This is a genomic window from Coleofasciculus sp. G1-WW12-02, assembly GCF_040219735.1.
In the GTDB taxonomy this organism is placed as follows: domain Bacteria; phylum Cyanobacteriota; class Cyanobacteriia; order Cyanobacteriales; family Coleofasciculaceae; genus Coleofasciculus.
Genome location: NZ_JAVJRX010000115.1, coordinates 1 through 14,058, shown reverse-complemented (window position 1 = coordinate 14,058; position 14,058 = coordinate 1). Strand labels below are relative to the sequence as shown.

10 protein-coding genes, 1 pseudogene and 1 CRISPR repeat array are annotated in these 14,058 nt (G+C 44.9%); of the genes and pseudogenes, 8 read left to right on the top strand and 3 right to left on the bottom strand.

Annotated features, from left to right (window positions below; all coding sequences use genetic code 11):
• The first annotated feature begins 88 nt into the window (after positions 1 to 88).
• Positions 89 to 814, top strand: a complete 726-nt coding sequence (locus RID09_RS18790; RefSeq protein WP_446337451.1) for a sulfite exporter TauE/SafE family protein — start codon at positions 89 to 91, stop codon at positions 812 to 814.
• A 50-nt stretch (positions 815 to 864) separates the two neighbouring features.
• On the opposite strand, the gene pip is transcribed toward RID09_RS18790, so the two are convergent.
• A complete protein-coding gene (gene pip / locus RID09_RS18785; protein WP_446337450.1) occupies positions 865 to 1,815 on the bottom strand; it encodes a prolyl aminopeptidase in 951 nt (316 codons plus the stop codon).
• 26 nt (positions 1,816 to 1,841) lie between these two features.
• Between pip and RID09_RS18780 the strand changes: the two genes are divergently transcribed.
• Both RID09_RS18780 and RID09_RS18775 read left to right on the top strand, forming a co-directional pair.
• A complete protein-coding gene (locus RID09_RS18780) occupies positions 1,842 to 2,738 on the top strand; it encodes a hypothetical protein (protein ID WP_446337449.1) in 897 nt (298 codons plus the stop codon).
• Between the two features lie 159 nt (positions 2,739 to 2,897).
• Positions 2,898 to 3,506 (top strand): DUF3859 domain-containing protein, encoded by a 609-nt coding sequence (locus tag RID09_RS18775; RefSeq protein WP_446337448.1) that lies wholly within the window; start codon positions 2,898 to 2,900, stop codon positions 3,504 to 3,506.
• 6 nt (positions 3,507 to 3,512) lie between these two features.
• Here RID09_RS18775 and RID09_RS18770 read toward each other — a convergent pair whose 3' ends face one another.
• Positions 3,513 to 4,334: a Uma2 family endonuclease gene (locus RID09_RS18770; protein WP_446337447.1), complete on the bottom strand. Its 822-nt coding sequence runs from the start codon at positions 4,332 to 4,334 to the stop codon at positions 3,513 to 3,515.
• Positions 4,335 to 4,646: 312 nt separating this feature from the next.
• On the opposite strand from RID09_RS18770, the gene RID09_RS18765 reads away from it, so the two are divergent.
• The 4 genes and pseudogenes from RID09_RS18765 to RID09_RS18750 all read left to right on the top strand — a co-directional run bounded on the left by RID09_RS18765 (position 4,647) and on the right by RID09_RS18750 (position 10,536).
• Complete coding sequence (locus tag RID09_RS18765; protein ID WP_446337446.1) at positions 4,647 to 6,431, top strand: asparagine synthetase B family protein; 1,785 nt, start codon at positions 4,647 to 4,649, stop codon at positions 6,429 to 6,431.
• 15 nt (positions 6,432 to 6,446) lie between these two features.
• Positions 6,447 to 6,608: pseudogene (locus RID09_RS18760) on the top strand (CRISPR-associated endonuclease Cas2); the annotation flags it as partial.
• Positions 6,609 to 6,857: 249 nt separating this feature from the next.
• A CRISPR array of direct repeats spans positions 6,858 to 7,825; the repeat unit is 37 nt; unit sequence GTCAAAATCCTCTATAATCCCTATCAGGGATTGAAAC.
• A 67-nt stretch (positions 7,826 to 7,892) separates the two neighbouring features.
• Positions 7,893 to 9,068: a diaminopimelate decarboxylase family protein gene (locus RID09_RS18755; RefSeq protein WP_446337445.1), complete on the top strand. Its 1,176-nt coding sequence runs from the start codon at positions 7,893 to 7,895 to the stop codon at positions 9,066 to 9,068.
• A gap of 190 nt (positions 9,069 to 9,258) precedes the next feature.
• On the top strand, positions 9,259 to 10,536 hold the full coding sequence (locus tag RID09_RS18750) for an MFS transporter permease (protein ID WP_446337444.1): 1,278 nt from the start codon (positions 9,259 to 9,261) through the stop codon (positions 10,534 to 10,536).
• Between the two features lie 152 nt (positions 10,537 to 10,688).
• Here RID09_RS18750 and RID09_RS18745 read toward each other — a convergent pair whose 3' ends face one another.
• Entirely contained in the window at positions 10,689 to 12,407 is a 1,719-nt protein-coding gene (locus RID09_RS18745; RefSeq protein WP_446337443.1) for an asparagine synthetase B family protein, read from the bottom strand.
• 131 nt (positions 12,408 to 12,538) lie between these two features.
• On the opposite strand from RID09_RS18745, the gene RID09_RS18740 reads away from it, so the two are divergent.
• Entirely contained in the window at positions 12,539 to 13,897 is a 1,359-nt protein-coding gene (locus RID09_RS18740; protein WP_446337442.1) for a TrpB-like pyridoxal phosphate-dependent enzyme, read from the top strand.
• The last annotated feature ends 161 nt before the right edge of the window (positions 13,898 to 14,058 follow it).

Genomic DNA, 14,058 nt, shown 5'->3' with positions numbered 1-14,058 from the left:
GGTGCTAATGCAAGGGATTCTTTAAGGCTATCATTGCCCTAATCTAACAAGATGGTATTGTTAGTCCTATCATGAGTTGGCGATTATAATGTTAAGCTTATTATTATTTTTAGCCCTGGGTTTTGTGGGCAGTGGTCATTGCGTGGGAATGTGTGGTCCTTTTGTTATGGGCTATACCCGACCGCAGTCTAATTCCTGGTATTCTCATGTTTTGTATGGGCTAGGGCGTTCGACAACCTATGCCGTTCTGGGATTTCTTGCCAGTAGCTTTGGTCAGATTATACAGGGTTTACTGGGATTACGAGCCAGTATTTTAATTGTGGCGGGGCTAATTATGGTTTATTTAGCCTTGGGACAGTTACATTTATTACCAGTGCAACTCCCGCCTGTGCAAAATTGGCGTTGGTATCAAAAGAGTATGGGGCGGTTATTTGCTAGTACGAGTTGGTATCGCACCTATCCCTTGGGTCTATTGTTGGGGTATATTCCTTGTGGATTAACCGCGATCGCACTGAGTCTGGCTATCACTCAACCTATTCCTGTCGCCACCCTGGGTATGTTTCTGTTTGGCTTAGGCACAATGCCCGCTATGGTAGGATTTGGGCTATTAATTCAGCGGCTGAAGGTTCCCAAACTGCAACGGTATATGGCAGGGGCGATGGCTGTATTGGGAGTGTTAACGATTTGGATGGGTATTCATCGTTTAGGTTGGCTTCCTGCACCGCCTCAGAGTGCATTACTGATGCGATTACATCCGACTTCCATTCCGATGGAGGATTCGGAGATGCCCCAAATGCACCATCATCATTATTGACATCCTCACCACGCCGTAGTAGGGGTTTGGTTACCAAACCCCTACTGTCGCTATTCCAAACTGGCAAACTTATCTGTCGCTTCAATTAACGCACGACGAATCCCCGGTTCGGTTATCGCATGACCCGAATCTGGAACCACAATAAACTCAGCTTCTGACCAAACCTGATGCAACTCCCACGCCGATATCATGGGACAAACCACATCATATCGTCCCTGAACAATCACCCCAGGAATATGACGAATCCGGTCAATATTTCGCAGCAACTGATCCTCTGATTCAAAAAAGCCTTTATTAATAAAATAATGACACTCGATTCTGGCAAACGCCTCGGCAAAATTACTCTCACCAAACCTTTGCATCAAGTCGGGGTCTTGAATCAGTTTACTGGTACTCGCCTCCCAAATTGACCAAGCCTTCGCTGCGGCTTGACGAATGTGGGGATCAGGACTGGTTAAACGCTGATAATAGGCTGAAATAAAATCATCCCGTTCCGCCTCTGGAATGGGTTTAATGTAATGTTCCCAAGCATCTGGAAAAATATAGCTAGCCCCTTGCTGATAAAACCAACGCAGTTCCTTTTGTCGTAGCATAAAGATTCCCCGCAGAATCAATCCTTGACAAGGTTCTGGATGGGTTTGGCTGTAAGCGAGGGACAGGGTACTCCCCCAACTTCCGCCAAATACAACCCATTTTTCAATCCCCAAATGTAGCCGCAGTTTCTCAATATCGCTGACTAAATCCCAGGTGGTATTCTCTTGGAGTTGAGCATGAGGTGTACTTTTGCCACTCCCACGTTGGTCAAATAAGACAATTCGCCATTGATTCGGGTTAAAATATTGGCGGTAAAAGGGTTGGCTACCTCCCCCAGGTCCACCGTGTAACACGAGGACCGGTTTACCTTCCGGATTCCCTGACTCCTCGTATGAAATCCTGTGTAGGTTACTTACCTGTAACATTCCTTGGTTATAAGGTTCGATGGGGGGATAGAGTTCGCGCATAGTTTTCGATTACAGTAACAAAGGCGGTGGCGCTATTATCGCCGACGACGGATGGTGGTGCGATCGCGTATAATTTTTTCCTAGTTTTTACTATGGCAAATTCTAGGCAATTGACAACAAAGATAGACGCGAAAGCGGGTCAGGTGTATATCCCAGACTCTCATCCTGACAACCGAAACCCCTACTGGCGGCGTATCCACGGGATTCAGTGGCTGGTGATTCTCACGGTTGTGGGGTTGGGTGTGTTTGGCTGTAAGTCCTCTAAACCCACTCAAGACGCCCAGAGTTCCTCACCCCCCGCATCAGAAACACCCGCAGATTTTTCCTTTCCCGTGATTACCCCGAATGTCTCACCCCTTCCCACAGAAACACCGACGCCCTCACCTCTCCCCACGCCCACGATTTCACCCACGCCACCAGAGATAGTGGTTTTACCGACTCCTGAACAAGTCCCCAATAATACACCATCTGTCCCCCCTCAGATACCCTCGCCCACTCCAGAAATTTCTAAAGCTGTCCCACCCCCTTTACCCAAACCACCCGGCGTTGATACCCCTAAGCCGACGATGAAAGGTTTACCCGATGGCAATTATTTTTATGGCGAATCAGCGGAATTTGACCGTCCGGGTAGTCGGTATTTAGTGTTTATCAAAACTGATGATAGGCTGATTGGACAGGAGTATTTTTGGCAAACTGAGCAGAGTCGTTGTTTTAAAGGGATAGCTAATGAAAATATAGTCAAAAATGTAACAACTGCTTATCGAGAACTTTCTCGCGAGGCGGAAGAGGTACAATGGTCATTTGAAGATATGAACCCGATAAAGCTGAGTGAACTTCAGCCGATTGGCTGGGAGAAAGCGCCTGATTTTGCTAAGAGTAATTTACAAGAGTGCGTGAAAATTTTTAGTGTTTTTACTGAGTAACTGAATCTCAAGAAAGCAATACCTTGAGACAGACCTCACCCTCACCCTCCCCTAATCAAGGAAAGGGAACTTTTTGTTGCGCTGACCTTGACGGAATATAGGTTTTATGGTATAGAGAAAGTAGGTAGTCTCAAGCTTCTGGTTCAGAAGTAATTAATTGTGACTAATGAACGACTTACTCAAGATCAGTTAACCCAACTCGTCGCTGAGGTGGATCAATTAGCTAGACGCCACGAGGCTGAAATTGACCGCCAAGAAGTTCAGCAGATTTTGCAGGAATTAAATTTACCACCAGAGTTGCTAGATGAAGCGCTGTTACAGTTACGCCGTCGCCAAGCGTTAGCCGTTCAACAAAAACGGAATCGCTGGATTGGGATAGGAGTGGGGGTGGCGATAGTGGGTGCGATCGCAGCCTCCACAGTATTCATTGTAAATCGCCAACGTGCGATCGCGGCAGTGTCTGTCTCTCAAAGTTGCATTACCCCGAATCAGCAGACGTGTGAACCCATATCGGAGATTAATCGCCAACAGATAGTCTACCGCGTTACCTTACAAGACGCACCTGTAGGACAAAAGCTTTCCTTACAGTGTGATTGGATTAACCCCAATGGTCAAATCGCCCATCAGAATCGCTATCAAACCCAGAAAATTGACCGAGAGGTTTGGCATACCTATTGTCGTCACACCTTAGATTCTACTGGAACTTGGCAAGTGCAGATGAGAGTAGGCGATCGCGCACTCGACCAAAAATCATTTACAGTTAAATAATCGGAACTATTCGCTATTTTCCAAATCATCGGGCTCAATACCTAACTCTCTTAATCGTGCGGCTAATTCTTGAACCCGTCGTTTAGCCGTTTCAGCTTCCTGTTTCGCCATTTCTGTTTCTTGTCTGGCGGCTTCCGTTTCTTGTCTCGCCACCTCCGTTTCTTCAGTGGGTAAAGGAATCCAAGTTCCCTCCAGTGTCATCCACCGTAGCCACAGTCGGTTAAACCCGCGAAAATTACCTTGCCATACGCCTAAACTTAATCCCAACTCCGGTATCGGTAAACAGCCTTGAGTCAAGTCTACGGATTCGTAATGACCTCCAACCAGATGAAAGGCAAGCCATTCATTAGTATAGCGACTAAAAATAACATAGTAAGGAATCCGCAGAATCTCTTCATAAACTCGCCATTTTGTCGGCGGGTGTCTTAATTCGCTTTCCCTTTGACCCAAATCTTCATCTTCCGTACCTGGAGACAATAACTCCACCACGATAAAGGGATTCACCCGTTCTTGCCAACACACATAACTCAAACGCATATCGCGTTCCTGATAAAGCCTTGGTACACCGACAACTCCGAACCAATCAGGACGTTTATACCAGTTGGGATGAGTAGCGTCATAATAGAGATTCAAATCACAAGCACTGAACACTCTATTGGGATACCAATTTGGCGGTAAAAACGTCAAATATAGTAATAAGGGTTGCAAAAAATGGAACTCATCAGGCAAACCAGGTTCCTCCTGATTTTCGCTAGGTAAATCATACATCGTTGGCAGGGTTTGCCAAGGGGGAAGTGGGGGTTCTGTTTGGCGGGGTAATTGAGTCATTTGATGATTAGAGTTATTGATAAAATCTATTCGACTATTTTAACGGTTCGTAGTAATGGATGCGAGCCTATCATCGTGTTGGGTTGCCTACATCCGACAAAACAACAACTATAGATGTGACCATTGAATCGGGCGCACGTCACTGTGGTAAAAGGGCGCACGCCACTGTGGTAAAAGGGCGCACGCCATGCGCCCCTACAGTTTCTGGATGGAATTCTAATTCATCTTGCTTAGGTGTGCCACACCACTACGATATATTAAAGTGCGTATTTCAGTGCTATTGTACTTAAATTAATTCAAGATTCAATTATTATGAGTAATCCCTATCAATTTATCGGCTATTGGGGTATAGATTCACCCGATCAACTCGAAGCGGCGTTAACCAATATACTCGTCGCTGCGACAGGTTTAAAAACATTAATACAAGTAAAAAAATCCATCAATAAACTGTCTGAAAATTATGCTTTAAATGGGCGGGTTGCTTATATTGGCAGTAATCCTCCTCCTTCCTTAGCTAATAAAGACGGTATCATCGCCGCGTTATCCGCCTCTGGTTTTTACGACTCAGCCGATGCTTGGGTGAAGGTGGAAAATAATCATCTAACTTTAGGGCGTGAACCCTTTGGACGAGTTCCTCTCTATTGGACAAAACAGGGAAAGGTTATCTGGTTTGCGTCTAAGTTACAGCTATTATTACCTCTGCTTAAAACACCAGAGGTGAATAGTCATGGGTTGTATGGTTATAGCTGTTTTTCTTATGTTCCCACACCATTGACGCCAGTAGCCAATATTTTTTCCGTAGCTGCTGGAACCGTAGAAACCTGGCAAGTTACATCTGAACACGACTTAACTCATACCACTCACCGTTATTATCAATGGCAATCCGCTTCTGTACTGATTCAAGATGAAGATGAAGCCGTATCTCAACTGCAAATCCGGTTAAAAAATGCCGTTCATCGACAACTGGAAAATTTACCCCGTGAACCCGTTGGCGTTTTTCTCTCTGGCGGGTTAGATTCATCTACAATAGCGGCATTATTAGTGCAAGCGGGAGTAAAGGTTAAAGCCTATACCTTAGATTTTGGGTTAGCGGGTGTCTCAGAAGTACCCTATGCGGAACAGGTGGCTGACTATCTGCATATTCCCCTAGTTAAAGTTGATGCCACACCTCGTCGAATCAAGCAAGCGATTCAAGCCACAGCCACGGCGTTAGATTTGCCCTTTGGTGATGGGGTAACGGTTCCGTTATATTTATTGTGTCAAGCGGCGAGTCAAGAGACAAGGGTTATTTTTAATGGGGAAGGCGGCGACCAACTTTTTGCTGGATGGACAAATAAACCGCTAATTGCGGCTGGTGTTTATAATCAAGAACATCCGGGCGGAAATACAGGATTTACCCAACAGTATTTACGAACGTTTCACCGTCTCTGGGGATATGAGGAGCGGGTATTTCAGAATCAGATCAAACAGGCGTTATCGATACAACCGGAACAATGGTTAGCAGAGGCTTTAGAGCCTAAGTTTACCACGACTCTTTTAGATCGATTGCGTCGGGCGACGTTAATGTTAAAAGGCGCACAAAATATCCACCCACGGGCGACTAACTTAGCATTCTCTCATGGATTGTGGGTGCGATCGCCCTTTTGTGATATTCCGTTATCCGAGTGGACATTTCAGGTACCGGGGGAGTTCTACCTGCGGGGTGCTTGTGAAAAATATATCCTCAAACGTGCGGTGGAATCTTGGTTACCGCCAGAGGTGGTGTGGCGGGAAAAACGGGGGATGGGAGTGCCGTTAACGGCGTGGTGTTTAAATGAGTTATGGTCTGAGGTAGGATATTGGTTAAATTCGGGTATTTTAGCAGCCGAAGGACGATGGCAACCGCAATTACCCCTGCAACTGATTAAAGGGGAATTTAGCGCCTATTTGCGAGGGCGACGAGTTGGTGAAATTCTCTGGTTACTGATAATGTGGCAAGTTTGGCGCAGGAGGGTATTAAATGAAACGGTATCTGAGTATTCTGGGTTACATCCGTTTTGGTTACCGTCTCGGTTTTGGCGATGGTATTGGAAATTAAGAGCAGTGGATGTAGTATAGTGTGTTGGACGCTGTTTGACAGATATCCAGTCTGCCAAGTTGCGATCGCATCTGGATAAGCTGATTAAGCCAGACCAGGATAAGATTGGCTTCTACTTCCTCTGTGGCTGTTGTCAAGGGAAGGTTGAACGCATCGGCGGGGAACCGCTTCGGGATAATTCGATTTTCTTGGCTTGAATCCGAGAAGGGGTAGGTGTTTTCAACGGCTAGGGTGATTAATAGGCTGTATCCCTTATGGGTTCTGGGTTTGAGGACACCACCCAAAAATGAGGGTCTCGGAAATCTTGAAACGCTTACTGGGAATGGGTTTTGGAGTTTTTTTTGAAGATGTCTCTTGTCTGTCGAAGTCTGAAATGGTATATTAGATGCAGTTTCTCGGAACTGAACCTTGAAAACTACATACAGCAAGCGTTTCAGAGGTCGGCGGTCAAAATCCTCTATAATCCCTATCAGGGATTGAAACTTTTGATAGACTGGAGTCTGCTAAGTCCATTGGTCAAAATCCTCTATAATCCCTATCAGGGATTGAAACGAGAGCTAACTCTCTGAATTCAGCGATTGCTCTTTCTAGTCAAAATCCTCTATAATCCCTATCAGGGATTGAAACAAGTAAAGCATTCCCCAGATTCCCTGTAAAGTCGTCAAAATCCTCTATAATCCCTATCAGGGATTGAAACAAGCTTAAAGCCGCACTCGATTTGCTAAAAAGAGTCAAAATCCTCTATAATCCCTATCAGGGATTGAAACGAGTATAAATGGTGAAGCACTCAAAATGGCTAAAGGTCAAAATCCTCTATAATCCCTATCAGGGATTGAAACTTTTTAATGACTCGGAACATCTCCCACCAAAGCTGGTCAAAATCCTCTATAATCCCTATCAGGGATTGAAACATTGCTGCTTTAATTGAAGCTAAAAAACAGTTTAGCAAGTCAAAATCCTCTATAATCCCTATCAGGGATTGAAACGTTAGTTGCATTTGCCTTAGATATAATCCACGAGGTCAAAATCCTCTATAATCCCTATCAGGGATTGAAACTGGCGATCACTGGGCATGAAGGAGGTGACCTCCTGCGTCAAAATCCTCTATAATCCCTATCAGGGATTGAAACTTATCGCAAGAACGGGGAATAACCAACGGCATAAGTCAAAATCCTCTATAATCCCTATCAGGGATTGAAACTGAACGAATAAGACTCGCCGAGCTGGGGCGGTGACGTCAAAATCCTCTTGAATCCCTATCAGGGATTGAAACGCTAATATTTCAACCTGAGAACCACGATAATAGGGTCAAAATCCTCTATAATCCCTATCAGGGATTGAAACACCAAAGTAACGCCCAGTAACCACACCAATCGCGTCAAAATCCTCTTGAATCCCTATCAGGGATTGAAACAAAACGTTGTAGGGGCTTGGTTACCAAGCCCCTACGCTGGGAATTTCTTAAAAACGACGAATGACCCATGACAAATGACCAAGAATTACTGGATATCTACGGTTCACCCCTCTATGTGTATCAAGGCGATCGCATACGGGATACAATTCGTTATATCTCTTACGCTGTCCCCTATCCGCGCACTCGGTTCCAGTTTGCGAGTGTGACGAATGGTAATATCGCTTTGCTGCAAATCTTCCAGCAGCAGGGGTGGGGACTTCATGCAAATACTCCCGGAGATATCTATTTAGGCTTAAAGGCGGGATTCGCCCCGGATACCATTGTTTATAGTGGCAGTAATTTGAATCATGCAGAAATGGAGCAAGTTCTCCAATGGGGAATTACTACCTTAAATTTAGATAGTGTCTCCCAATTAGATTTATGCTGTCAAGTCTATCACACCTTAACCCCCAAGTTACCCCAATTAAACTTAGGTTTACGCTTAAATGTACCGGAATTAACCGGAGATAGCCGGATTGGAGTTCAACCCAAAGAATTCCCTGAAGCGCTGAAAATTACCCAATCGGCGGGATTACAACTCAAGGGTATCCATTTTTATCGCGGAACGGGGACAAATGCAACCAAAGCCTTTACTCAAGTGATTGATTCCTTATGTGAGATTGGTCAACAATTACCCGATTGGGACTATTTAGACTTTGGCGGTGGATTTGGCTATCCCTATCAGGGGAATGGCGTCGCCTTTGATTGGCAAGGATTTGGCAAGGCGATAACTCAGAAACTAGAGACAGTAGGCAGAACTATAGACTTAATTATAGAACCTGGACGAGCCGCGATCGCAGGATGTGCTTCCTTGTTGGCAAAAGTCGTTTCAGTTAAGTGGCAAAACGGCAAACAAATTCTCGGCGTCGATACCACCGTAGCGAATTTATCGGTTCCTTCGGTACATGGTGGCTATCGAAAAATTGTCAGTTTCACTGATAACCAGCAAGAACATTATCCTACAGATGTGTGTGGGAACACGACCTATTCACGGGATTACTTGGGGCGCAACTGTCAACTCCCAGCGTTAAAGATTGGAGATGTTATCGCGATTCTCGATAGCGGCGCTTACGGATATGCGATGTCGTCTCATTTCTTACACCGTCCGCGTCCGGCTGAGGTTTTAGTCGAACAGGGAACTCACCGATTGATTAGAAAGCGGGAAGATTATAGTATTTTATTAAATAATCAGGTATTTGCTTAATTTCACAGGTGCGTAGGGGCGAACTGACGTGCGCCCTTTACTTAATGTACACCTTAGTAAACCTCAAAATTATATTTTTTTAACGCAGAGGTACGCAGAGGTTGACGCAGAGGTACGCAGAGGAATGGAGAGTATGTGAGTGAATTGTTTAGCAAATTACCGAAATAATTTTAAATAAAAATCGCTGATCATGAAATGTATTCAATGTCAAACTGACAATAATCTCAAAGACCGCACCGCCAATCAAGGGCGATGTAAAAATTGCAGACATCCTTTTGTCTTTGAACCCACGACGATGGGTAAGCCAAAATTCACTGATCCATTTTTTGCTAAAGCTATCTCTGATTTATCAGTCAACGGGAGTCTATACTTTACCCCTCAACAATTATACTACCTCATCGACAAGCGATTAAAACGCAAAATCAACAATGTTGCTCTGCAAATCTTTGCCTTAGTTCTGAGTGTTATTATTCCTTACATCGGAATCCCGCTCTTAATTTTTGCCTGTTACCGAATCAGTAACTCTGCCCATACGCCCGGAAGAGTCCGCAATCGCAATACTAGATATTTACAACTTATTGGTGGATTTCTGCTTGGCTTTGGTGTATTTTCCTTGTTTGGCTCTACCCTAGATAGTAGTGGAGAAAGCTGGCTGATTTTTTTTCAATTCGCGATAACTATTATTGTCGGTATGTTATCTTTGTATTTAGGAATTCGTCAGTTGCGTCGCCAAAGCACATTAGTCCAAACCTTTTCGATGACACTACATAAATTCCAAGGTTGGTTAGAACGTTGGCAACAAATTAATGGCACAGTTGAGCCACTTTTACCCTCTCCAAATCAGGAACGTTTACCCACATCGGTTAATCCGGATATCACCGTCTATAGTTTTGACCGAGTTGTCATTTGTGATAGTGCTACTATTGCTCAACTGCTGATTGCTAATAATTTTCACTTTGAAAATAACTGTGCGGTGCTAAGTATTACGGGGTATCCTCAAGGCATTTTTTCAACGGTATTAGAGATGCTGCGACGCAATCCCGAATTAAAGGTTTACGCCCTTCACAATGCTAGTCCCCACGGTGTCACTTTGATTCATAACTTGCGAACGAGTTCTTACTGGTTTGCTGAGAGTACCGTCACTATTTATGATTTAGGATTACTTCCGCGTCATGTCTTAAATAGTCGCAATCTTTTTATTGAATCTTCCCCAGAATCAGCAGAACAGGCGAGACAATTAGGGGTAGAGATACGGCGAGAGTTATCGGCTGAGGAACTAGCATGGTTAGAATCCGGTAATTTTGTCGAGTTGGAATCATTTACACCGCAACGGCTATTACAGATAGTGACTCAAGGAATTAATCAGAGTCAAATTAGTACAGGGGGGAGAGATTCAGTATTTATAGACGTTGAGAATGATAGTAGTAGTAGTGATGTTTATTTGGTTTCCTCCGACAGTTTTGGTTAAAAAGTATAATCAAAGCTCCCACTTTAAAGGTAAATTTTAGGTATTAGGTTTTGGTTTTTGCCTCCTCAACCCTTAACTCCCTCTGCGCCCCTCTGCGTAAACCTCTGCGTCCTCTGCGTTAAAAAATATAATTTCGATGTCACCCATTTAAATCAACAATTAAGCCAATATTCCAAACTCACCAATAACCAAAGTTTCACCCCATAACGGTTCCAGGTATCCCCACGATACTCAATCCAATCGCGAATTACTGCCTGATTTAAATAAGGCGCGATCGCAGATTTTTTAGACAACAATAATGCCTTGGTTTGTCGTTGCCAATAGTGACGAAACCAAAACTGCACCGGCACCATCATCCCGCTTTTGGGACGCTGAATAATTGCCCCTGGTAAGATATCCGCAACGGCTTGCTTGAGAACAGCTTTCTCCTGATTTCCCGCCAGCTTATATTCCGGCGGAGTTTCCATTGCCATCTGCACAATTCGCTGGTCAAATAAGGGAGAACGCCCTTCTAATCCAGCAGCACGAGTCAGATTATTCACCTTGGTTAAAATATGATCCGCGCCTTTAAATTTAATATTGAGTCCCATTAACCGATTCAGATATTGCGCCGATGAAAATAAGTCCGCCTCAAAGACAGATGGCGTGGTTTTAACCGAATCCCATATCTCTGGATTCAATAACCTCGGCAAATCAGCAGCGCATTTTTTAAAAGAGTTGAGATAAGCAGAAACTAAATTAGGGTTATTATCCGGAGAACCGTATAACTGGTTAAGCAACATCGGCTGATTTTTCGGACCACCAAAACAGGGATCTCCCCCTTCGCCATTGAGAATAATCGTAACCGCTTCTTTCGCTAGTTGCGCTAATAAATAATTGGGAACCGTTAACGGATCACCAATCGGATCATCCAACTGTGCCATAGTTATCGGTAATTGACCCCACATCTGTTCTGGAGTAATTTCTAAGATGTGGTGCTGGGTGTGGCAATGTTGGGCAACTAAATCGGAGAATTCTAATTCATTGGGACAATCTGCGCCAAAATGAATCGAGTAGGTATGAACTGGATGGGGATGAAATTTAGCCGTGAGTGCAGTGATGCAACTCGAATCCAATCCCCCCGATAAATAAACCCCCACAGGTTCAGTATTGGGTAAGTATTCCTGAACCACCTGATCGAGGCGCGATCGCAACTGTTGAGCGTGCCATGCTAAACTGTGCTGAGGATGGGTAATTTCCTCTTGAGGTTGCCAGTAAGGTTCTGGCTGTCCATCGGGTAACTGTAACACCGTACCTGGGCGCAATTCCCGCACCTGTTGCCAAAGTGTGCGTTCTCCGGGGACAAATGCACAACCTAAATAATCCCGCAACGCCACTAAATCCAAGTCGGCTGAATGGTGGGGGCGCAGGGTTCTCAACCGAGGCGCAATCCAGCAAGAGGAACCCACAGTCGTATAATATAACGTCCTACCGCCGACGCGATCGCGCACCAACCACAACCTCTGACTCGGCTGATGCCAAATCGCTAGCCCAAATACCCCTTCCAGGTAATCTAAACAATCCTGTCCCCAACGTTCCCACAGTAGCGCCACCAATGCTTGATCTGTTCCCCGCCAATCCCTAGGTGCAATTCCTACTTGTTGCAACAATCTGACAGAATTACTTAACCAGATATCCCCAACTACCCCATAGTCTCCTTGAGGGCTAAAAGCGGGTTGAATCAGACTTACCGCTAACTGGTTGGGAATCAAGAATGTACAATCTGGCGGTTCAGCGCGAAATTGCCCCCAGGCTAACAACCAAGCCGGGTGAACCGAGGGAATGGACTCGTCAACTTGTTGCTCATTTAATCCCGAAAATAGCCATCTCATATAGTATCCGATTGAATCCTTACTGTTCCCTGTTCCATTCCTCCCTCAATCCTAGTTTCACATCTTAATTGAAAATGCTATATAAGATAAATCTCAGCCATTACGATTTGACTAAGCCCTAATCTCCTAATATGCAGATTAAATATACCCTGTCCGAAAGCCAAATGCCCAAAGCTTGGTACAACATCCAAGCGGATTTACCCACACCCTTACCAGGAGTTCTCAATCCCGTCACCGGTCAACCGATTACGCCGGCTGACTTGGAACCGCTGTTCCCGATGGCATTAATTGAACAAGAAATCAGCACCGAACCGGAAATAGAAATTCCTGAGCCTGTACAATCAATTTATCGTCAATGGCGTCCCACTCCGCTTTATCGTGCCAGACGCTTAGAGAAACACCTGGATACACCTGCCAAAATCTACTATAAATATGAAGGCGTTAGTCCAGCCGGAAGTCATAAACCTAACACCGCCGTTGCCCAAGCGTACTATAACAAAGAGGCTGGAATTAAATGTTTAACCACAGAAACCGGGGCGGGACAATGGGGTTCAGCCTTAGCCTTTGCTGGGGCGCTGTTTGACTTAGAGGTTGTGGTTTATATGGTGAAAGTCAGCGCCCAACAAAAGCCCTATCGACGCGCTTTAATGGAAGCTTATGGTGCCAAAGTCATCCCTAGTCCCAGCAATGAAACCCAAGCTGGACGCTCGATTCTGGCAGATAATCCCCATAGTACAGGCAGTTTAGGGATTGCGATCGGTGAAGCGGTGGAGGTAGCGTTAGGGAATAAAAACACTAACTATGCCTTAGGTAGCGTTCTAAATCACGTTCTTTTACATCAAACGGTGATTGGGTTAGAGGCACAAACCCAATTAGAAATGGCAGGGGATTATCCGGATATTATTGTCGCTTGTACAGGTGGGGGGAGCAACTTTGCTGGAATTGCCTTTCCTTTTCTGGGTGACAAGTTACGGGGTAAGCAAGAAACGACTCGATTTGTCGCCGTAGAACCCACCGCTTGTCCAACCTTAACCAAAGGAAAATACGCCTATGATTTTGGCGATACGGCTCATCTAACCCCCTTGGTTAAAATGCACACATTAGGCAGTTCGTTTGTGCCGCCAGGGATTCACGCAGGTGGATTACGCTATCACGGAATGAGTCCTCTAATCAGTCATTTAGTTGAATTAGGGTTAATTGAACCTCGTGCCTATCCCCAATTAAATTGTTTTGCAGCGGGGGTCATGTTTGCCCGTGCTGAAGGGATTTTACCCGCACCGGAAGCCAACCACGCGGTTAAAGGGGCAATTGACGAAGCCTTACGCTGTAAGGAAGAAGGGATTAGCCGCACGATTTTATTTAATTTATGTGGTCACGGTCATTTTGACATGCAATCTTACATTGATTATCACGCGGGACGATTATGTGATAGCGAGTATAGTGACCAGGAAATTGCCATGGCTTTAGCTGGTTTGCCGATTGTTTCCTAGGATTTTTGGCTTATGAATTTGGTTCTTCCGGACTTAGTATGCTAAACTATCAGCTTTCAGGACTCATAAAGCTTAACAGACAAGGACTGTAGCGCCTAAGTCCATCAAAACGACTTGAAATATGGGAAGAAATGGCTAAAGCTCTTGCTGTCCAATATTCG

Excerpts from the sequence above, each read along its gene's own strand:
- RID09_RS18790 (WP_446337451.1), top strand. The coding sequence starts at position 89 with ATGTTAAGCTTATTATTATTTTTAGCCCTGGGTTTTGTGGGCAGTGGT.
- pip (WP_446337450.1), bottom strand. The coding sequence starts at position 1,815 with ATGCGCGAACTCTATCCCCCCATCGAACCTTATAACCAAGGAATGTTA.
- RID09_RS18770 (WP_446337447.1), bottom strand. The coding sequence starts at position 4,334 with ATGACTCAATTACCCCGCCAAACAGAACCCCCACTTCCCCCTTGGCAA.
- RID09_RS18765 (WP_446337446.1), top strand. The coding sequence starts at position 4,647 with ATGAGTAATCCCTATCAATTTATCGGCTATTGGGGTATAGATTCACCC.
- RID09_RS18755 (WP_446337445.1), top strand. The coding sequence starts at position 7,893 with ATGACAAATGACCAAGAATTACTGGATATCTACGGTTCACCCCTCTAT.
- RID09_RS18750 (WP_446337444.1), top strand. The coding sequence starts at position 9,259 with ATGAAATGTATTCAATGTCAAACTGACAATAATCTCAAAGACCGCACC.
- RID09_RS18745 (WP_446337443.1), bottom strand. The coding sequence starts at position 12,407 with ATGAGATGGCTATTTTCGGGATTAAATGAGCAACAAGTTGACGAGTCC.
- RID09_RS18740 (WP_446337442.1), top strand. The coding sequence starts at position 12,539 with ATGCAGATTAAATATACCCTGTCCGAAAGCCAAATGCCCAAAGCTTGG.